General features: G+C 69.6%; 16 protein-coding genes and 2 tRNA genes. 11 read left to right on the top strand and 7 right to left on the bottom strand.

Features of this window, described 5'->3' with window-relative positions; translation table 11 throughout:
- The first annotated feature begins 6 nt into the window (after positions 1-6).
- The 3 genes from OE229_RS07985 (at position 7) to OE229_RS07995 (ending at position 4598) form a co-directional block, all read left to right on the top strand.
- The gene (locus OE229_RS07985) at positions 7-3027 is read left to right on the top strand and encodes an alpha-mannosidase (RefSeq protein WP_262137338.1); all 3021 of its coding nucleotides are present in this window, start codon (positions 7-9) and stop codon (positions 3025-3027) included.
- 28 nt (positions 3028-3055) lie between these two features.
- Positions 3056-4024, top strand: a complete 969-nt coding sequence (locus tag OE229_RS07990; protein ID WP_262137340.1) for an endo-beta-N-acetylglucosaminidase H — start codon at positions 3056-3058, stop codon at positions 4022-4024.
- Between the two features lie 283 nt (positions 4025-4307).
- Entirely contained in the window at positions 4308-4598 is a 291-nt protein-coding gene (locus OE229_RS07995; RefSeq protein ID WP_182064843.1) for a DUF1905 domain-containing protein, read from the top strand.
- Between the two features lie 122 nt (positions 4599-4720).
- On the opposite strand, the gene OE229_RS08000 is transcribed toward OE229_RS07995, so the two are convergent.
- Positions 4721-4791 (bottom strand) — tRNA-Gly (locus tag OE229_RS08000).
- Between the two features lie 54 nt (positions 4792-4845).
- Here OE229_RS08000 and OE229_RS08005 point away from each other — a divergent pair.
- From OE229_RS08005 to OE229_RS08025, 5 genes are all read left to right on the top strand, one after another.
- Complete coding sequence (locus OE229_RS08005; protein WP_111054863.1) at positions 4846-5121, top strand: hypothetical protein; 276 nt, start codon at positions 4846-4848, stop codon at positions 5119-5121.
- Positions 5122-5214: 93 nt separating this feature from the next.
- Positions 5215-5291: transfer RNA gene (locus tag OE229_RS08010), tRNA-Pro, on the top strand.
- Between the two features lie 53 nt (positions 5292-5344).
- The gene (tig, locus tag OE229_RS08015; RefSeq protein WP_182064840.1) at positions 5345-6652 is read left to right on the top strand and encodes a trigger factor; all 1308 of its coding nucleotides are present in this window, start codon (positions 5345-5347) and stop codon (positions 6650-6652) included.
- 168 nt (positions 6653-6820) lie between these two features.
- On the top strand, positions 6821-7450 hold the full coding sequence (locus tag OE229_RS08020) for an ATP-dependent Clp protease proteolytic subunit (protein WP_182064839.1): 630 nt from the start codon (positions 6821-6823) through the stop codon (positions 7448-7450).
- 26 nt (positions 7451-7476) lie between these two features.
- Complete coding sequence (locus OE229_RS08025; protein ID WP_262137342.1) at positions 7477-8136, top strand: ATP-dependent Clp protease proteolytic subunit; 660 nt, start codon at positions 7477-7479, stop codon at positions 8134-8136.
- A gap of 63 nt (positions 8137-8199) precedes the next feature.
- On the opposite strand, the gene OE229_RS08030 is transcribed toward OE229_RS08025, so the two are convergent.
- Both OE229_RS08030 and OE229_RS08035 read right to left on the bottom strand, forming a co-directional pair.
- The gene (locus OE229_RS08030) at positions 8200-8817 is read right to left on the bottom strand and encodes a copper resistance CopC family protein (protein ID WP_262137344.1); all 618 of its coding nucleotides are present in this window, start codon (positions 8815-8817) and stop codon (positions 8200-8202) included.
- Positions 8818-8867: 50 nt separating this feature from the next.
- Positions 8868-9587, bottom strand: coding sequence for a YcnI family copper-binding membrane protein (locus OE229_RS08035; protein WP_259581007.1), 720 nt, complete (start codon positions 9585-9587; stop codon positions 8868-8870).
- Positions 9588-9822: 235 nt separating this feature from the next.
- Between OE229_RS08035 and clpX the strand changes: the two genes are divergently transcribed.
- Entirely contained in the window at positions 9823-11103 is a 1281-nt protein-coding gene (clpX, locus tag OE229_RS08040) for an ATP-dependent Clp protease ATP-binding subunit ClpX (RefSeq protein WP_182064836.1), read from the top strand.
- A 104-nt stretch (positions 11104-11207) separates the two neighbouring features.
- Here clpX and OE229_RS08045 read toward each other — a convergent pair whose 3' ends face one another.
- Both OE229_RS08045 and OE229_RS08050 read right to left on the bottom strand, forming a co-directional pair.
- Complete coding sequence (locus OE229_RS08045) at positions 11208-13232, bottom strand: M3 family metallopeptidase (protein ID WP_262137346.1); 2025 nt, start codon at positions 13230-13232, stop codon at positions 11208-11210.
- Positions 13233-13477: 245 nt separating this feature from the next.
- Entirely contained in the window at positions 13478-14059 is a 582-nt protein-coding gene (locus OE229_RS08050; protein WP_027464700.1) for a TetR/AcrR family transcriptional regulator, read from the bottom strand.
- A gap of 122 nt (positions 14060-14181) precedes the next feature.
- Here OE229_RS08050 and OE229_RS08055 point away from each other — a divergent pair, with 122 nt between their 5' ends.
- Positions 14182-15021 carry an alpha/beta fold hydrolase gene (locus OE229_RS08055; RefSeq protein ID WP_262137349.1) on the top strand — a complete coding sequence of 280 codons (840 nt, stop codon included), beginning with the start codon at positions 14182-14184 and terminating at the stop codon, positions 15019-15021.
- 147 nt (positions 15022-15168) lie between these two features.
- Here OE229_RS08055 and OE229_RS08060 read toward each other — a convergent pair whose 3' ends face one another.
- Both OE229_RS08060 and valS read right to left on the bottom strand, forming a co-directional pair.
- Positions 15169-15420 (bottom strand): hypothetical protein, encoded by a 252-nt coding sequence (locus tag OE229_RS08060; RefSeq protein ID WP_027464702.1) that lies wholly within the window; start codon positions 15418-15420, stop codon positions 15169-15171.
- 119 nt (positions 15421-15539) lie between these two features.
- A complete protein-coding gene (gene valS / locus OE229_RS08065) occupies positions 15540-18137 on the bottom strand; it encodes a valine--tRNA ligase (RefSeq protein WP_263345215.1) in 2598 nt (865 codons plus the stop codon).
- 286 nt (positions 18138-18423) lie between these two features.
- Here valS and proP point away from each other — a divergent pair, with 286 nt between their 5' ends.
- Positions 18424-20001, top strand: coding sequence for a glycine betaine/L-proline transporter ProP (gene proP, locus OE229_RS08070; protein WP_247737501.1), 1578 nt, complete (start codon positions 18424-18426; stop codon positions 19999-20001).
- Positions 20002-20005: the final 4 nt, after the last annotated feature.

Raw genomic sequence — 20005 nt, forward strand, 5'->3', positions numbered from 1 at the left:
GGCCCCATGCACGACGACATCCCCCTCACCACCGGACGCGCCCGACGGGTGCTCGACGAGCGGATCACCCCCGTGGTGCACGCGACCACGACGGCACTCCAGGCCGCCTGGCACGAGCTGCCGGGGGAGCCGGTCCCGCCGGCCGAGGGGCTCGCGCTCACGTTCGCGCCCTACGAGGTCGGCACCCCGTGGGGCGCGGCCTGGGGCACGACGTGGTTCCGGCTGACCGGGACGGTGCCGACCGAGTGGGCCGGACGCCGGGTCGAGGCCGTGATCGACCTCGGCTTCGACAAGAACATGCCCGGGTTCCAGTGCGAGGGGCTCGTGTACCTGGCCGACGGTACCCCCGTGAAGTCGATCAACCCACGCAACCAGTGGGTCCTGGTCACCGAGCGGGCCGAGGGTGGCGAGACCGTCGAGCTCTTCGTCGAGGCCGCGTCGAACCCCGTCCTGCTCGACTACCACCCCTTCCTGCCGACGCAGGAGGGCGACGTGCAGACCTCGTCCTCGAAGCGCCTCTACGCCACCCGCCGGATGGAGCTCGCCGTCTTCGAGTCCGAGGTGCACGAGCTCGCCCTGGACGTCGACGTCCTGCTCGAGCTGCAGGCCGAGCTGCCCGCCGGGCCCCGACGCATGCGGATCCTGCAGGCCCTCGACGACGCCCTCGACGCGCTCGACCTGCAGCACATCCCGGAGACCGCCGGGGACGCCCGCGCGGCGCTCGCCGAGGTGCTCGCCGCTCCCGCCGAGGCCTCGGCGCACACGATCTCGGCCGTCGGGCACGCCCACATCGACTCCGCCTGGCTCTGGCCCGTGCGCGAGACCATCCGCAAGGTCGCCCGCACCACGTCGACCATGACCGAGCTCATCGACCAGACCGACGACTTCCTGTACGGCATGTCGAGCGCGCAGCAGTACGCGTGGATCAAGGAGCACCGCCCCGAGGTCTACGCCCGGGTCAAGGCGGCGGTCGAGGCCGGCCGGTTCCTGCCGATCGGCGGCATGTGGGTCGAGTCCGACACCGTGATGCCCACCGGCGAGAGCATCGTCCGGCAGTTCTCGCAGGGGCAGCGGTTCTTCGAGCGCGAGTTCGGCATCCGACCGAAGGGCGTCTGGCTGCCCGACAGCTTCGGGTACTCGCCGGCGCTGCCGCAGCTCATGCGCCGCGCGGGCTTCGAGTGGTTCTTCACGCAGAAGATCTCGTGGAACCAGGTGAACAAGTTCCCGCACCACACGTTCCTGTGGGAGGGCATCGACGGGTCGCGGGTGTTCTCGCACTTCCCGTCGATGGACACCTACAACTCGCGCTTGTCGGGCAGCGAGGTCGCGAAGGCCTCCCGTCAGTTCCGCGAGAACCGGCTCGCCACCGGATCGATCGCCCCGGTCGGCTGGGGCGACGGCGGTGGCGGTACGACCCGCGAGATGACCGGCACCGCCGCGCGGTTGGCGGACCTCGAGGGCAGCGCGAAGGTCCGGTGGGAGCACCCGGACACGTTCTTCGACCGCGCGAAGGCCGAGCTGACCGACCCGCCCGTGTGGGTGGGGGAGCTGTACCTCGAACTGCACCGGGCCACGCTCACGTCGCAGCACGGCACGAAGCAGGGCAACCGCCGGTGCGAGCAGCTGCTCATCGAGGCCGAGCTCTGGGCCGCGACCGCCGCCGCCCGCACCGACTTCACCTACCCGTACGACGAGCTCGACGCCCTGTGGCAGCAGGTCCTGCTCCAGCAGTTCCACGACATCCTGCCGGGCACCTCGATCGCGTGGGTGCACCGCGAAGCGGTCGAACGCTACGCCGAGACGGCCGCGGCGCTGAGGGCGATCATCGAGCAGGCGCTCTCGGCGCTCGCCGGTGCCGGGGACGCGGCCGTCGTCGTGAACCCGGCCCCGTTCCTCCAGGCCGGTGCACCCGCGCAGGGCGCCGTCGTGGCGACCGAAGTGCCGGCGGCGACCGCCGTGTCCCTGACCGAGCAGGACGGCGGGTACGTGCTGGCGAACGACCTGGTGCGGGTCGTCGTCGACGCGCAGGGGCTCGTGACGAGCGCCGTCGACCTGGCGAGCGGGCGCGAGGCGATCGCGGCCGGCCAGGCGGCGAACCTGCTGCAGCTGCACCAGGACTTCCCGAACATGTGGGACGCGTGGGACGTCGACCGGTACTACCGCAACCGCGTCGAGGACCTCGTGTCGACCACCGGGCTGACCGCGTCGGTCGACGACGCCGGGGTCGCCCGCGTGGTCGTCGAGCGGGCGTTCGGTGACTCGACGGTCCGCCAGGAGATCGCCCTGGCGCCGGAGTCGCGCACCCTGGAGTTCGACCAGGTGACCGACTGGCACGAGACCGAGAAGTTCCTCAAGGTCGCGTTCCCGCTCGACGTCCGCGCCGAGCACACCGTCGCCGAGACGCAGTTCGGCGCGCAGAAGCGGGTGACGCACACGAACACCTCGTGGGAGGCCGCGAAGTTCGAGACCTCGATGCACCGCTACGTGCTGGTGTCCGAGCCGGGCTTCGGCGTCGCGCTCGTGAACGACTCGATCCACGGCTTCGACACCACGCGCGACGCCGTCGACGGGCACGTCACCACCACCGTGCGGCTGTCGCTGCTGCGGGCACCGCGGTTCCCGGACCCCGAGACCGACCAGGGCGTGCAGACGCACCGGTACGGCATCGTCATCGGCACCGACCAGCTCGGAGCCACGTCGGCCGGCGTGCGGATGAACGCGGGCGCGCGAACCATCACCGGGGCGCACGGCTTCGACCCGCTCGTGCAGGTCTCCGGCGACGTCGTGCTGTCGAGCGTCAAGCTCGCCGACGACCGGTCCGGTGACCTGGTCGTGCGCGTGTACGAGCCGACCGGGCAGCGGGGGACCGGGGCCATCGCCCTGTCCGAGGCCGACGGTGCTGCGTTCGGGCCGGCTGCCGAGGTGACCCTGCTCGAAGAGGCGCTGGCCTCGGCCGGCACCGTCGACGCGTCCTCGTTCGCCGTCGACGCCTACGAGGTCCGCACCTTCCGCTTCCCACGCAAGTGATCCATCCATCCACGCAAGGAGGAACGCCATGAAGAAGTCCACGAAGTTCGGCATCGCGACCGCACTGGTCGCCATGCTCGCGGCACCACTGGTACCCGCTGCAGCATCCGCGGCGCCGTCCTCGTCTGGGGCCAGCCACGGGCAGGGCACGTCACACGGCGGACGCCACGGACACGGACACGGGCACCACGCCGTCCCCACGAAGTCGGGGCCGACGAGCATCGCCTACGTCGAGGTCAACAACGACGAGCTCGCCAACGTCGGGCGGTACACGCTGGAGAACGGTGCGAACGCCTTCGATGTGGCGATCATCTTCGCCGCGAACATCAACCGGGACGCGGACGGCAAGGCGGTCCTGTACGCCAACGAGAACGTGCAGCGAACCCTCGACCAGGCCGCCACGCAGATCCGCCCGCTGCAGGCCAAGGGCATCAAGGTGACGCTCTCGGTGCTCGGCAACCACCAGGGCACCGGGCTGGCGAACTTCACCTCGAAGGCAGCCGCACGGGACTTCGCGGAGCAGGTGTCGGCGACCGTCGAGAAGTACGGACTCGACGGCGTCGACCTGGACGACGAGTACTCCGACTACGGCGTGGACGGCACCCCGCAGCCGAACCAGCAGTCGATCGGCTGGCTCATCAGTGCCCTGCGTGCGGACATGCCGGGCAAGATCATCTCGTTCTACGACATCGGCCCGTCGTCCGACGCCCTGAAGACGGCGAACCCGTCGATCGGCGGCAAGCTCGACTACGCCTGGAACCCGTACTACGGCACCTACACGGCGCCGACGATCCCGGGCCTGCCGAAGTCGAAGCTGTCCGCCGCTGCGGTCGACATCCAGAACACCCCCGAGGCCACCGCCGTCTCGCTCGCGCAGCGCACGAAGGCCGACGGGTACGGCGTGTTCATGACGTACAACCTGCCGGGAGGCGACGAGTCCGCCTACGTCTCGTCGTTCACGAAGGTGCTGTACGGACAGGCCGCGTCGTACCGCTGACGCGTCCGTCCTGACAGCGGCGCGCGCCCCGTGCTCCCCGGCTCCGGCCTGGAGGCGCGGGGCGCGTCCGTCGTCCGGGTCCCGCTGGTCGGGCTCCCGCGGCCTGGTGCGAGGGACCCCGCGTTCGGCGCTTGGCGTGGTGCGAGGTTGGGGACCCAGGGTTCGCCCTGGTGCGAGGTTGCGCACTCGGTGCGAGCACGCGGCCATCGCACCGAGTGCGGAACCTCGCACGGAGTTCGGCGGACCTCGCACCGTGCGAGGTGCGCGGCCGTACGATCGCCGCATGGAGCTCGAGTTCCGCGGCGAGGTGATCGAGTGGCGCGGCCCGTCACCGTTCTTCTTCGCCGTCGTGCCGCCGGACGCTGCCGAGGTCATCGCGGACCTCGCGCCGGTGCTCACCTACGGGTGGGGTGTGATCCCTGCGCGGGTGACGATCGGCTCGGTGACGTGGACGACGTCGCTGTTCCCGAAGGACGGTGGGTACCTCGTGCCGTTGCGTGCGGCGGAGCGGAAGCGTGCCCGGGTGGAACTCGGCGACTCCCCGGAGATCACCCTCGAGTTCGCCGGCCCCTGACCACGCACGGTGCGCGCGTGTTCGCTCCGTGCGGGTTTGACCGCTCGGTGCGCCGGAACAACCTCGCACCCAGCGTGCAACCGTGCATCAGCCGACGAAGCGCGGGGCAGGAGGAAGAAGAGAGGGGATGACGGGAATCGAACCCGCGTGGCCAGTTTGGAAGACTGGGGCTCTACCATTGAGCTACATCCCCGCGCCTGCGCACCAGGCGCAGCCCGACCATCGTAGCGGACGAACGAGCACCGACATGCCGACGCGCGTGATCCCGAAGCCGGACGCCGGTGCCGAGCGCACCATCCGCTGGTCCCGGGTGGTCTCGTACGTGCTGGTGGTCCTCGCCGCCGCGGTCCTGTCCCTGCGTCCCGACCTGTTCGGCGATCCGCAGTCGCAGCCCGCGCACGCACTGCTGCACGTCTGGCGGATCGTCGTCGGGCTGCTGCTCGCGGTGGCCGCCCTCGGGGTCCAGGTGGCCGTCGGGATCCGGTGGCGGCGGGGTCTGCGACGCGCCGCGGAGGACGACTGAGCAACCCCCGGGAACAGCGCGCCGTCGGACCGCTAGACTCACCGGGGTCGCATGCGCCCTGCGCGTGCGCGGCCGATCCCTGGCACAGACCAACGGGGCGTAGCTCAGCTTGGTAGAGCGCCCGCTTTGGGAGCGGGAGGTCGCAGGTTCAAATCCTGTCGCCCCGACCAGGTCCTTCGAGCACCACCGACCACACGAACGTCAACCAACAGGAGAACATCCCTTGGCCACCAGCACCGTCGACAAGGTGAGCGACACCCGCGTCAAGCTCACCGTGAACGTGACGCCGGACGATCTCAAGCCGAGCATCGACCACGCCTACAAGCACATCGCCGAGCAGATCAACATCCCCGGCTTCCGCAAGGGCAAGGTCCCGCCGGCGATCGTCGACCAGCGCGTCGGCCGCGGCGAGGTCCTGAACCACGCCGTCGGTGACGCCATCGACAACTTCTACCGCCAGGCGGTCGAAGAGCAGGAGCTGCGCATCCTCGGTCGCGCCGAGGCCGACGTCGCCGAGCTGCCGAACGTCGCGGACTTCACCGGTGACCTCGTCCTCACCTTCGAGGTCGACGTCCGCCCCGAGTTCGACCTGCCGGACTACTCCTCGTACGAGCTCACCGTCGACGCCGTCGAGGTGTCGGACGACGAGATCGAAGAGGAACTGCAGAACCTCCGCACCCGCTTCGGCACGCTCGTGACGGTCGACCGTCCGGCGAAGACCGGCGATTTCGCGCAGATCGACCTCACCGCCACCATCGGTGACGACGAGGTCGACTCGGCCACCGGCGTCTCCTACGAGATCGGCTCCGGCGACCTGCTCGAGGGCATCGACGAGGCGCTCGAGTCCCTGACCGCCGGTGAGTCGACGACCTTCGAGTCGAAGCTCGTCGGCGGCGACCGCGAGGGCGAGACCGCCCAGATCGCCGTCACCGTCACCGCCGTCAAGGAGCGCGAGCTCCCCGAGGCCGACGACGAGTTCGCCCAGATCGCCAGCCAGTTCGACACCATCGACGAGCTCAAGGCGGACCTCAAGGAGCAGATCGCGAAGTCCAAGACCTTCGGTCAGGGTGCCGCGGCTCGCGACAAGCTCGTCGAGAAGCTCACCGAGGACGTCAACATCCCGATCTCGGAGCAGCTCATCGCCGACGAGGTGCACCGTCACCTCGAGCAGGAGAACCGCCTCGAGGACGAGGAGCACCGCAAGGAGGTCTCCGAGTCCAGCGAGACCGCCTTCCGCTCGCAGATCCTCCTCGACGCGATCGCCGAGAAGGAAGAGATCCAGGTCTCGCAGGAGGAACTGACCCAGTACCTCATCCAGGCCGCCGCGCAGTACGGCATGGAGCCGGCCGAGTTCATCAAGGTCATCGACCAGAACGGCCAGATCCCCGGCATGGTCGGCGAGGTCGCCCGTTCGAAGGCGGTCGCGACCGTCCTGTCCAAGGTGACCGTCAAGGACACCAACGGCGACGCCGTCGACCTGTCCGCCTTCACGGCGGGCGTCGCGCAGGAGCCGGCAGGCGACGCCGAGTAACGATCTCGACGCCACCAGCACGAAGGACGGGAGGCACGGTGCCAGCTGGCACCGTGCCTCCCGTCCGTTGTTTCCGCACCTTCGCATTGCCGACAGCGAACAGACGAGAACTGGTGCGTTGCACCCGATAAGTTCGACAACAAGCGACAACTGAACGGGAGCTTTTCCATGGCCGAAGCAACACTGAACCCCAGTGTTTTTGACCGCCTTCTGAGAGACCGGATCGTGTGGCTCGGCTCCGAGGTCCGCGACGACAACTCGAACGAGATCGCAGCCAAGCTGCTGCTGCTCGCCGCCGAGGACCCTGAGAAGGACATCTACCTCTACATCAACTCGCCCGGTGGTTCGATCACCGCCGGCATGGCGATCTACGACACGATGCAGTTCGTCCCGAACGACATCGTCACCGTGGGCATCGGCCTCGCCGCGTCGATGGGACAGTTCCTGCTGTCCTCCGGCACGCCCGGCAAGCGCTACATCACGCCGAACGCGCGCGTGCTGCTCCACCAGCCGTCCGGTGGCTTCGGCGGCACCGCGGCCGACATCCAGACGCAGGCCAAGGTCATCCTCGACATGAAGCAGCGCATGGCGGAGCTCACGGCCGAGCAGACCGGCAAGTCGATCGAGCAGATCCTCAAGGACAACGACCGCGACAACTGGTTCACGGCGCAGGAAGCGCTCGAGTACGGCTTCGTCGACCACCTCCGCGCTTCGAGCGCCGAGGTCATCGGCGGTGGTGGCACCGTCGGCGACGGCGAGACGCCCACCAGCGCAGCCGAGCCCGACGCCCAGTCCTGATCACCACCGAAGAAAAGGAAACGAGAATGCATCTCCCCATGCTCGGTGGCGCGCAGAACGTCCCGGCTCCGTCCAATCGGTACATCCTGCCGAGCTTCGAAGAGCGCACGGCCTACGGCTACAAGCGCCAGGACCCGTACGCCAAGCTGTTCGAGGACCGCATCGTGTTCCTCGGCGTGCAGGTCGACGACGCGTCGGCTGACGACGTCATGGCCCAGCTGCTCGTGCTCGAGTCGATGGACCCCGACCGCGACATCGTGATGTACATCAACTCGCCCGGTGGCTCGTTCACCGCGATGACGGCGATCTACGACACGATGCAGTACATCCGTCCGCAGATCCAGACGGTCTGCCTCGGCCAGGCTGCCTCGGCCGCGTCGGTGCTCCTCGCCGGTGGTACGCCCGGCAAGCGCCTCGCACTGCCGAACGCCCGTGTGCTGATCCACCAGCCCGCGACCCAGCAGGGTGGCGGTCAGGCGTCCGACATCGAGATCCAGGCGGCGGAGATCCTCCGCATGCGCACCTGGCTCGAGGAGACGCTGTCGAAGCACTCCAACAAGACGCCGGATGAGATCAACCACGACATCGAGCGCGACAAGATCATGTCCGCGCAGGAAGCCGTGGAGTACGGCCTGATCGACCAGGTCCTCACCAGCCGCAAGAACCTGCCGGCGCTCGTCAAGTAGCACCAGCAGGAACGACGAAGGCCCCGCACCGAACGGTGCGGGGCCTTCGTCGTTGCGCGGTGGTCAGTCGTCGGTGTCGTCGGTGTCGTCGGACTCGGGGGCCGGCTTGCGGCGCAGGAGCAGCAGCACCGCGACGACGACGCCGACCAGCACGACGCCACCGGCGCCGATCCAGATCGCGTCCGACGCGGCCGAGTCGCTCGACCCCGAGGCCGTGCCGGTGGTGGTGTCCGCACCGGCGTCGTCGTCACCCGTGGCGGCGCAGGTCGGGGGCTTCACCGCGCCCGTGGCCGGCGTGAAGCCCGACGGTGCCTTCCACGTGAAGGGGTACTCGTCGGACACGGTGTGCCCGTCGGCGGAGACGATCTGCCACTCGACGGTGTACTTGCCCGAGTCGCCGAGTGCGGCGGCCGTGGTCATCGACGGGCCCTCGACGTCGACGCAGCCGTCCTCGTAGTACTTGCCGTCGGGGCCGACGATGCGGAACGCGAAACCCGACCCCGAGTCACCGATGTCGAGCAGCTTGTCGTTCGTCGTGATGTCGAACGTCTCCGGTAGCTCGGTCAGGGTGCCGCCGACCTCCGGGTCCGACGAGATCAGGTAGTTGTGCGCGCTGGCGGGGCCTGCGAGCCCGAGGACCGCACCACCGGCGATCGCGACGGCCGCGGCGGTCCCGGCCACGAGCCTCCGGGCAGAGGACCGCGGCCGGGACCGACGCGAACCAGGCTGCGTCACTTGGCGGAGCTGCGACGACGCGTGCCGGCGACGGCGACGACCAGGGCGACGGCGCCGAGCACCAGGCCGCCGAGGCCGAGGAACCGACCGACCAGGTCGGGGTCGCTCGAGGTGGCCGTGCCGGCGGCCTCGGCCGTCGGGGTCGCGGCGATCGGGTCACCGTCGTCGTCCGTCGCCTCGGCGGCGGTCAGCGTGATCGAGGGTGCCGGGTGCTCGGGCTCGGCTTCGCCGGCCTGCTGCTCCTGGTTCCACTCGACGCTGCCCTTCTCGCAGGTCTGGATCGCGGGGAACTCGACGAGGTCACCGGCCTTGCCGTCCGGTAGCGAGAACGAGAGGGCGAAGGTGTCGCGCTCGTCGGCGGGCAGGGGGGTCTTCGCGGTGTACGTGACGCTGGTGACCCGCTCGGCGGCGGCCTCGTGTTCGTCGTCGGCGGCGGACGGGTCGGTGTAGGGCTCGGTCGCCTTCGTGATCTTCCAGTTCGGGTTCACGGTGGGCGTGACCTCGATGACGGACTCCGGCACCTGGAACTCGATCTTCGTCGTGGGGGAGCCGTCGCAGCCGTGCGGGACCGAGAAGGTCGCCGTGGTGTACGAGTTCGCTGCGGTCGACGTGGCCGTGGCGGACACGTGCGCGCTGGCCGCCGTGGCGCTGCCGAGGACGATGACGGCTGCGACACCGAGGGTGACGGCGCCGCCGGCGGCGAGACGCTTCTGCATGGGGTTCCTTCCGGGGTGGTCCTGCACTGCTGTTCTACAAGATGTAGAGAAGTCCGGATCACCGTAGCAGGCTCGCACGCCCTGGGCGAACGCGCGGGCGGATCCCGGAGGGGCATCGCGGTCGGTGTCACCGGTTGCGGTTAGGCTCGTGTCCACGACGAGGTGCCCACCAGCAGCGGTGCACCAGCGGTGGTGCGACAGCGCGGCCGGCATGTCCAATCAGGGAGGCACGGGAATGGCACGCATCGGAGAGAGCGGCGATCTCCTCAAGTGCTCGTTCTGCGGCAAGAGCCAGAAGCAGGTCCAGCAGCTCATCGCCGGACCGGGCGTCTACATCTGCGACGAGTGCGTCGAGCTCTGCAACGAGATCATCGAGGAACGTCTGGCCGAGGCTGGCGAGGACACCGCGAGCGGGGACTTCGAACTGCCCAAGCCGCGGGAGATCTTCGACTTCCTGCAGGAGTACGTCATCGGGCAGGACCCGGCGAAGCGCGCCCTCGCCGTGGCCGTCTACAACCACTACAAGCGCGTCCGCGCCCAGGGCCAGATCACCGCCGCCGAAGACCGCGACGACATCGAGATCGCCAAGTCGAACATCCTGCTCATCGGCCCGACCGGCTGCGGCAAGACGTACCTGGCGCAGACCCTCGCCAAGCGCCTCAACGTGCCGTTCGCTGTCGCAGACGCCACCGCCCTGACCGAGGCCGGCTACGTCGGCGAGGACGTCGAGAACATCCTCCTCAAGCTCATCCAGGCCGCCGACTACGACGTGAAGCGCGCCGAGACCGGCATCATCTACATCGACGAGGTCGACAAGATCGCGCGCAAGGCCGAGAACCCGTCGATCACCCGCGACGTCTCGGGCGAGGGCGTGCAGCAGGCGCTGCTCAAGATCCTCGAGGGCACGGTCGCCTCGGTCCCGCCGCAGGGCGGCCGCAAGCACCCGCACCAGGAGTTCATCCAGATCGACACGACGAACGTGCTGTTCATCGTGGCGGGTGCGTTCGCCGGGCTCGAGGACATCGTGTCCTCACGCGTCGGCAAGCGCGGGATCGGCTTCGGGGCACCCCTGCACAGCGCCACCGACCACCAGGACCTGTACTCCGAGGTGCTGCCGGAAGACCTGCACAAGTTCGGTCTGATCCCCGAGTTCATCGGTCGTCTGCCCGTCGTCACCACGGTGTCGCAGCTCGACCAGGCGGCGCTCATGCAGATCCTGACCGAGCCGAAGAACGCGCTCGTCAAGCAGTACCAGCGGATGTTCCAGATCGACGGCGTCGAGCTCGAGTTCGACCAGGGTGCGCTCGAGGCCATCGCGGACCTCGCGGTGCTGCGCCAGACGGGTGCCCGTGGCCTCCGGGCGATCCTCGAAGAGGTCCTCGGCCCGGTGATGTTCGACGTCCCGTCCGACGACGACGTCGCCCGCGTGGTGATCACCCGCGAGTCCGTGCTCGAGAACGCCGCGCCGACGATCGTGCCGCGACCCCGGGCCAAGCGCGTCGAGAAGTCGGCGTAGCGCGCCGCCCCTTCGCCGTCCACGACGGACACGACCAGAACGACAGAACACCTCGAGATCTCGAGGTGTCCTGTCGTTCTGGTCGTGTCCCGCCGAGGGGCCGGCTACTCCAGCCCGCGGCGCCGCAGCAGCGGACCGACCTCGGCATCACGGCCGCGGAAGTCCCGGTACGCCTCGAGCGGGTCCTTCGCCCCGCCGACCCCGAGCAGACGCTCAGCGAACCGCTTGCCGGCCGCACGGTCCAGCCCGCCGTTGTCGCGGAACCACTCCACCGTGTCGGCGTCGAGCACCTCGGACCAGATGTACCCGTAGTACCCGGCGTCGTACCCGCCCGAGAACGTGTGCGCGAAGTACGTCGACGAGTACCGCGGCGGCACGGCCTCGACGGCGATGCCGGCGGCTGTGAGGGCGTCTCGTTCGAAGTCCTCGACGGACGTCACCGCGGCCGCCTCGGCAGCCGACAGCCGGTGCCACGCCTGGTCGAGCAGCGCTGCGGCGAGGTACTCGGTCGTACCGAAGCCCTCGTTGAACCCCTCGGACTCGCTGAGCCCCAGGACGAGCTCGGGCGGCAGGGGCGCCCCGGTCTCGTGGTGCTTCGCGTAGTTCGCCAGCACGGACGGCCACGACAGCCACATCTCGTTCACCTGGCTCGGGAACTCGACGAAGTCGCGCTCGACGTTCGTGCCCGAGAACCGCGGGTAGGTGGTGCGGGCGATGAGGCCCTGCAGGGCGTGCCCGAACTCGTGGAAGAGCGTCTCGACCTCGTCCTGGATGAGCAGGGTGGGGGAGCCGGCAGCGGGCTTCGCGACGTTGAGGTTGTTGACCACGACGGGCAGGGTGCCGAGCAGCTCGGACTGCTCGACGACCGGGTTCATCCACGCGCCGCCGCGCTTGCCGTCGCGCGTGTAGAGGTCGAGCAGGTACAACCCGACGGGCTCGCCGTCGTCACCGGTGACCTCGAAGACCCGGACCTCGTCGTTGTAGCCGTGCAGGTCCGGGCGCTCGGTGAAGGTCAGGCCGTACAGGGCGCCGGCGGCGTGGAAGACCCCGTCGTGCAGGACCCGGTCGGCCTCGAAGTACGGGCGGAGCGCGGTGCTGTCCGCGGCGAACTGCTCGCCGCGCAGGATCTCGGTGGCGTACGCCCAGTCCCACGACTCGATGTCGAACCCGACCGTGCGCGACCGGACCGCGCGTTCGTCGTCGGCGTTCCGTGCGGCGGCGCCGACGAGCGAGGACAGCAGTCCGTCGACGGCCTCGGGGGTCTTCGCCGTCTCGTCGGCGGTGACCACGGCCGCGTGGTTCGGGAACCCGAGCAGCTCGGCCCGCTCGGCCCGGAGCCGGACGATGCGGAGCAGCACCTCGCGGTTGTCGTGCTCGTTGCCGCGACGACCGCGGGCGAGCGAGGCGCGCATGATCCGCTCGCGCAGGGCACGGTTCGCCAGCGAGGACAGCCACGGGTGTCCGGTGTAGAGCGGCAGCGTGATGAGCCAGCCGTCGAGGCCCCGGTCGGCGGCAGCGGCGGCGGCGGCGGACTTCGCCCCGTCGTCGAGCCCCTCGAGTTCGTCCTCGCTGGTCACGTGCACGGCGGAGTCGTTGGTGTCCTCGAGCAGGTTCCGCTCGAAGGTCGTCGTGCGGGTCGAGAGCTCCTGGTTGATCGCCGTCAGACGCGCCTTGCCCCCGTCGTCGAGACCGGCGCCGGCCAGGGTCATCTCGGCGTGGGTCCGCTCGACCAGCCGCAGCGCCTCACCGGTCAGTCCGGCGGCCTCGGCGCCGTCGAGCACCTCCTGCACGCGGGCGTACAGGCGGGAGTCGAGCGTGATCGCGTCGCGGTGCGCGGCGAGGAGCGGGGAGACCTCGGCCTCGAGGTCCTGCAGCTCCGGGCTGGAGTCGGCCGACGACAGCGTGAAGAACACGTGGCTGACGCGGGTGAGCAGCTGCCCGGACCGCTCGAGTGCGACCAGGGTGTTCTCGACCGTCGGGGCGTGTGGATCGGTGGCGATGGCCTCGACCTCGGCGCGCTGCTCGGCCATGCCGGCCTCGAACGCCGGTCGGTAGTGCTCGAGTCGCACGTCGCCGAAGGGCGGCAGGGCGTAGGGGAGGGTGCTCGGGACGTCGAACGGGGTTGCCATCTGCCCACCCTATGCACGGGTGCTGGAGTCCGTTCCTTCCCATGGCGCCCGGACTGGGAAGCGGGATCGGGCGTCCCTGGTCGGAAGAACCGACCCGGTACGCCCGGAACGACCCGGTACGCCCGGAACGACCCGGTACGCCCGGAACGGCCCGGCGAGCGCACCTGCGCCCGGCGTGACCAGCGAGCGGACTGGAGGCCCGTGGCGGCGCCGCCACCGGCCTCCAGTCCGTCGTCGGTCGCGTGTCAGCGCATCGCTGCGTCGATCAGGGTCACCGCAGCACGGCGCGCGTGCGCGGCAGGCGCCGTGGTGCCGGCGATGGCCGCGGTGGTCTGCGCGCCCTCGGCGAGCAGTGCGAGCTGCGCGGCGAGTTCCTCGGCGTGCTCGGGGTCGGCGACGACCTCGGCGGTGAGCCGCTGCACGAACTGCTGGAACGAGTCCTTGTGCTCGCGCGCGATCTCGGCGACCGCAGGCGAGGTCGCGCCGAGCTCGCCGAACGCGTTGATGAACCCGCAGCCGCGGAACGTGTCGTCGCCGAACCACGACTCGAGGAAGTCGTAGACCGCCAGGAGCTTGTCGCGCGGGCTGGCCGCAGCCTCGACCGCGCCGTGCACACCCTGCTCCCACATGTCGTGGCGACCGGCGAGCACCGCGGCGATGAGCTGCTCCTTGCCCGGGAACGCCGCGTACAGCTTCTTGAGGGAGACCCCCGCGCCCGTGCGGATCTCGTCCATCCCGACGGACTGGATCCCGCGCGTGTAGAACAGCTGGTCCGCGACCTCGACGATGTGTGCTCGGACGTCCGGCTCGACGGTGCTGGTGGCCATGTGTGTACCCCGTTCCCTGAGTGTTCACCGTTCTCGAGTTGCGCTGGGAACGGGCGTTCTCTACTGTAGTCCACATCGACGGAGAACGATCGTTCTCCGCGATACTCAGGGAAGGAACGATCATGGGTGCCATCACCGTCGGAACCGAGAACAGCGTCGACATCGAACTCCACTACGAGGACAAGGGCCAGGGGCAGCCGATCGTGCTGATCCACGGCTTCCCCCTCGACGGCAACTCGTGGGAGGGGCAGATCCCGATGCTCCTCGAAGCCGGCTACCGCGTCATCACGTACGACCGCCGTGGCTTCGGCCAGTCCTCGCAGCCGTCCACCGGCTACGACTACGACACCTTCGCCGACGACCTGCACACGGTCCTCGAGACCCTCGACCTGCGCGACGTGATCCTCGTCGGCTTCTCGATGGGCACCGGCGAGATCGCCCGCTACATCGGCCGCCACGGTGAGGACCGGATCGCGAAGGTCGCGTTCCTGGCCTCGCTCGAGCCCTTCCTCGCCATCACCGACGACAACCCCGACGGCGCCGGCCCGATGTCGTTCTTCGAGGGCATCGCCGCCGACGTGGCGAAGGACCGCTACGCGTACTTCACGAACTTCTACCAGGACTTCTTCAACCTCTCGGAGAACCTCGGCAGCCGCATCTCCGAGGAGCAGGTCCGCAACGCCTGGAACGTCGCGGCCGGCTCCGGCTCGATCGCGTCCGCGGCCGCACCCCTGACCTGGCCGACCGACTTCCGCCAGGACATCCCGAAGGTGACCGTGCCCGCCCTGATCGTGCACGGCACGTCGGACAACATCCTGCCCATCGACGCCACCGGCCGACGTTTCACCCAGGCACTGCCCGCGGCGGAGTACGTCGAGATCGAGGGCGCCCCGCACGGCCTGCTCACCACGCACACCGCAGAGGTGAACGAGGTCCTGCGCACCTGGCTCGCCGAGTCCTGATCCCTCGGCGATCACGCGGACGCTCCCCGGCGGGGACGCCCGCATGGTGAGCAGGAATGGTCGGGTCCCCACCGGGGACCCGACCATTCCTGCACTCCAAGCGCATCGCACCGCGCACCGCTCCGCGCGCGCCGCGCGCAGCGCGCGCTAGTCCTCCTCGCCCGCGTCGTCGGGGTTCGTGACCTGGGCGTGGCCGAGTGCGTCGAGGTGGATCGAGGTGCCGTCGTCGAGTTCGACGATCGGCTTCCCCTCGAGGAACGTCAGGGTCCAACCCCACGTCGCCGTGTCGACGGACTCCGCCGCGAGCTCGTCCTCGACCCCGCGCACGGCGACGACCATCGTCTCCGGCAGTCGCGCAGGCGGTTCCCCACCCACGTTCCAGCGTGTGCCCAACTGCATCCGTGCCTCCTGTCCGTCCTTCGTGAGCAGAAGAGGTCGAGTCCGCCTGACGGACCCGACCTCTTCTGCTCACCATGCGCCTGCGGGCGAGCGCCCGCGGGCGAGCGCCCAGCCCGAGCCTACGACGCGGGCTGCTCCGCGAGCTCGATCTCGGTGACGGCGAGCTCGTCGCCGTCGACGAACGACAGGTTCTCGATGCGGCCGACGGCCGCCAGGTCGACCGCCGCGCGCTCGATGAGCGCACGCGTCTCGGCGGGCGCAGCGACGACCGCACGCGTCACGGGCGTCTTCTGGGACGCCTTCGCCGCCGTCTTCGCACCGCGGATCCCGATCAGCGCCTGCCCGACGGCCGCGAGCAGCCCCGTGGGGGCCGCGTCGGTCGGCAGGTCGGTCGCGGTCGGCCAGGAGGCCCGGTGCACGCTGGTGTCGTGGGTCCAGGCCCAGACCTCTTCCGTCGCGTACGGGAGGAACGGTGCCAGCAGTCGGAGCAGCACGTCGATCGCGCCGCGCAGCGCCAGGACCGCGCTCGCCTGCGTCTCGTGCGTCGCGTCGGAAGCGGTGCCGTAGGCGCGCTCCTTCACGAGCTCGAGGTAGTCGTCGCAGAACGTCCAGAAGAAGCGCTCGGTGATCTCGAGGGCACGGGCGTGGTCGAAGCCGTCGAACGCCGCGGTGGCCTGCTCGACGACCGCGCCGAGCTCCGCGAGCATGTCGACGTCGAGGGCCTCGGTCACGCTCGTGGCACCCTCGGGCAGCGGGAAGCCGTAGACGAACTTCGCCGCGTTGAGCACCTTGATCGCCAGTCGACGGCCGACCTTGATCTGCTTCGGGTTCTGTGGGTCGAACGCCGCGTCGGTGCCGAGCTTGGACGAGGCCGCCCAGTATCGGACCGCGTCGGCGCCGTGCTGCTCGAGGATGGACAGCGGCGTGACGACGTTGCCCTTCGACTTCGACATCTTCTTGCGGTCGGGGTCGACGATGAAGCCGGAGATCGAGGCGTGCTTCCACGGCACCAAGTCCGCCTCGAGCTGGCTGCGGAGCACGGTCGTGAACAGCCACGTGCGGATGATGTCCTGGGCCTGGGGGCGGACGTCGTACGGGTACACCAGGTCGTAGAGCGCCGGGTCGGTCTCCCACTTGCCCGCGAGCTGCGGGGTCAGCGACGAGGTCGCCCAGGTGTCCATGACGTCGAGTTCGCCCTGGAACCCGCCGGGCACGCCGCGCTGGTCCTCGGTGAAGCCGGGGGCCGGCTCGGAGGCCGGGTCGACGGGCAGCTGCGCCTCGGTCGGCACGATCGGCTGGTCGAACACCGGGTTGCCGTCGGCGTCGAGCGGGTACCAGACGGGCAGCGGCACGCCGAAGAAGCGCTGGCGCGAGATGAGCCAGTCACCGGACAGGCCGCCGACCCAGTTGTCGTAGCGGACGCGCATGAAGTCCGGGTGGAACGCGATCTCCTCGCCGCGCTGGCGGAGCGTGCTCTTCAGCTGCTCGTCGCGCGCACCGTTGACGACGTACCACTGGCGGGTCGACACGATCTCGAGGGGCTTGTCGCCCTTCTCGAAGAACTTCACCGGGTGCTGGATGGTCTTGACGTCACCGATCAGCTCGCCGGACTCGGTCAGCGCGTCGACGACGACCTTCTTGGCCGAGAACACGGTCTTGCCGGCCATCTCGGCGTAGAGCTCCTGGCCCGTCGCGGACTCGATCCAGGCGGGCTCCTCCGAACGCACGCGGCCGTCGAAGCCGATGATCGCGCGGTTCGGCAGCTGCAGCTCGCGCCACCACACGACGTCGGTGGTGTCACCGAAGGTGCAGACCATCGCGATGCCGGCGCCCTTGTCCTTCTGCGCCAGGTGGTGTGCGAGCACCGGGACCTCGACGTCGAACAGGGGGGAGCGGACCGTGGTGCCGAAGAGGTCCTGGAACCGCTCGTCGTCCGGGTGGGCCACCAGGGCGACACAGGCGGGCAGGAGTTCCGGGCGGGTGGTCTGGATGACGACGTGGTCGCCGCCGTCGGTGCGGTGGAAGGCGATGCCGTGGTACGCGCCGGGCATCTCCTTGTCCTCGAGCTCGGCCTGCGCGACCGCGGTGCGGAACGTGACGTCCCACAGGGTCGGGGCGTCGGCCTGGTAGGCCTCGCCGCGCTCCAGGTTGCGCAGGAACGCGCGCTGGGCGCTGGCCCGCGAGGTGTCGTCGATGGTGCGGTACGACTGGGTCCAGTCGACCGACAGGCCGAGCGTGCGGAAGAGCTCCTCGAACTGCTGTTCGTCCTGCACGGTCAGGCGCTCGCACAGCTCGATGAAGTTGCGACGCGACACCGGCAGCTGGTCGGCGGCCTTCGAGGACTTGCCGTCGCCGCCCTCGAACGGCGGCGTGAACTCGGGGTCGTACGGCAGGGTCGGGTCGCAGCGGACGCCGTAGTAGTTCTGCACGCGGCGCTCGGTGGGCAGGCCGTTGTCGTCCCAGCCCATCGGGTAGAAGACGTGCTTGCCGCGCATGCGCTCGAACCGGGCCTTGAGGTCGGTGTGCGTGTACGAGAACACGTGGCCGATGTGCAGCGAGCCGGAGGCGGTGGGCGGCGGGGTGTCGATCGACCAGACGGCGTCGCGGTGACCGGCGGCGTCGCGGTCGAAGCGGTACGTGCCGTCCTGCTCCCAGACGGGCCCCCAGACCTGCTCCAGTCCGTCGACGCTCGGCTTCTCGGGCATGGGTTTGGTCATGGTGCGCCTTCCGTCCGTGTGTGCGGCACCGAGTCCGTGATGAGGTGCCTGAGTGTTGCGCGCCTGACGCGCGGTGCCCCAATCGTAGCGGCCGCGTACACGTCGGGAGCCGGCCACGGGGCGTCCGCGGCTGCCGGCCGGGTGCCGGCTACCACACCGACCTGTCGGACACGCCAAGAGCCTGCTAGTCTGTCGGAGTTTGTCCGGCGAACGCAGGGTTCGCAGGAGCTGCAACGTCGCCGTCCGCCGGACGCCCGAAGGAAGCACCGCACCCCGGAGGAACGACTTGGCACCGAACGACGCACCCCACCCGCACGGCGATCGGCCGTTGCGCACGAAGGGCGCTGCGAAGCGCGCTCGTCGCGATCTCACGAAGGACGACGTCACCGTCGTCGAGGAGTCGCTGCTCAAGCGTGCCGTCGCGGCTGCCGCGCTCGGCAACGCCATGGAGTGGTTCGACTTCGGCATCTTCGCGTACCTGACCGTCACCATCTCGCAGGTGTTCCTGCCGCAGGGCGACCCGGCCGCGAACATCGTCGCCACGTTCGGCTTCTTCGCCGCCGCGTTCATCGTGCGTCCGATCGGCGGAGCCGTGTTCGGGCCGATCGGCGACAAGATCGGCCGACAGAAGGTCCTCGCGCTGACGATGATCCTGATGGCCGCGGGCACGCTCATGATCGGCCTGATCCCGTCGTACGACACGATCGGCTTCTGGGCACCGGTCCTGCTGCTGGTCGCCCGCTTCGTGCAGGGCTTCTCGACCGGTGGTGAGTACGGCGGCGCCGCGACCTTCATCGCCGAGTACTCGCCCGACAAGCGCCGTGGCTTCATGGGCTCGTGGCTCGAGTTCGGCACCCTCGCCGGGTACGTGCTCGGCGCCTCGATCGTCACCGGCCTGCAGTTCGGCCTGTCCGAGGACGCCCTGCTCAGCTGGGGCTGGCGCATCCCGTTCATCATCGCGGGCCCCCTCGGCCTGATCGGCCTCTACCTGCGGCTGAAGCTCGAGGAGACCCCGGCGTTCCAGAAGCAGCAGGAGCAGGCAGCCGAGCGCGAGGGCCAGAAGACCCCGTTCCTCAAGCTCTTCGCCGAGAACTGGCGCTCGCTCATCATCTGCATCGGCCTGGTCCTGGTCTTCAACGTGACCGACTACATGCTGCTGTCGTACATGCCGACCTACCTCGAGCAGAACCTCGGCCAGAACGCCACGTTCGGCCTGATCCTCATCGTCATCGTCATGCTGCTCATGATGGTCGTCATCACCTTCGGCGGCCGACTCTCCGACAAGTTCGGGCGCCGCCCGGTGCTCGCCGCCGGCTGCATCGGTTTCATCCTGCTGTCCTGGCCGGCCCTCAAGCTGGTCCAGACCGGTACCGGGGTCGGCGTCTTCGCCGGCCTGCTGATCCTCGGCGTCGTGCTGGTCACGTTCACCTCGACCATGCCGTCGACGCTCCCCGCGCTGTTCCCGACGATCATCCGCTACGGCGCCCTGGCGATCGCGTTCAACGTGTCGGTGTCGCTCTTCGGCGGGACCACCCCGCTCGCGACCTCGGCGCTCATCAACGCCGCGAAGGACGCCGGGTACGGCTGGGCCGAGGACATCCCCGCGTTCTACCTGATGCTCGCAGCCGTGATCGGTCTGGTCGCGGTGTACTTCACCAAGGAGACCGCCGCCAGCCCGCTCATGGGGTCCGGCCCGACGGTCGGCTCCGAGGACGAGGTCGCGGGCGTCATCGAGGACTACAACGACCCGACGTCGGAGCTCGCGCAGTCCGACTGGGCGAAGGAGTTCTCGACGAGCGAGATCCCGATCATCTCGGCCGACGCAGCGTCGGGCGGCGAGAAGAAGGAACCCGCCGGCTCGTGACCAC

Origin of the sequence: Curtobacterium poinsettiae (genome assembly GCF_025677645.1) — a bacterium.
GTDB classification, from domain to species: Bacteria; Actinomycetota; Actinomycetes; order Actinomycetales; family Microbacteriaceae; genus Curtobacterium; species Curtobacterium poinsettiae_A.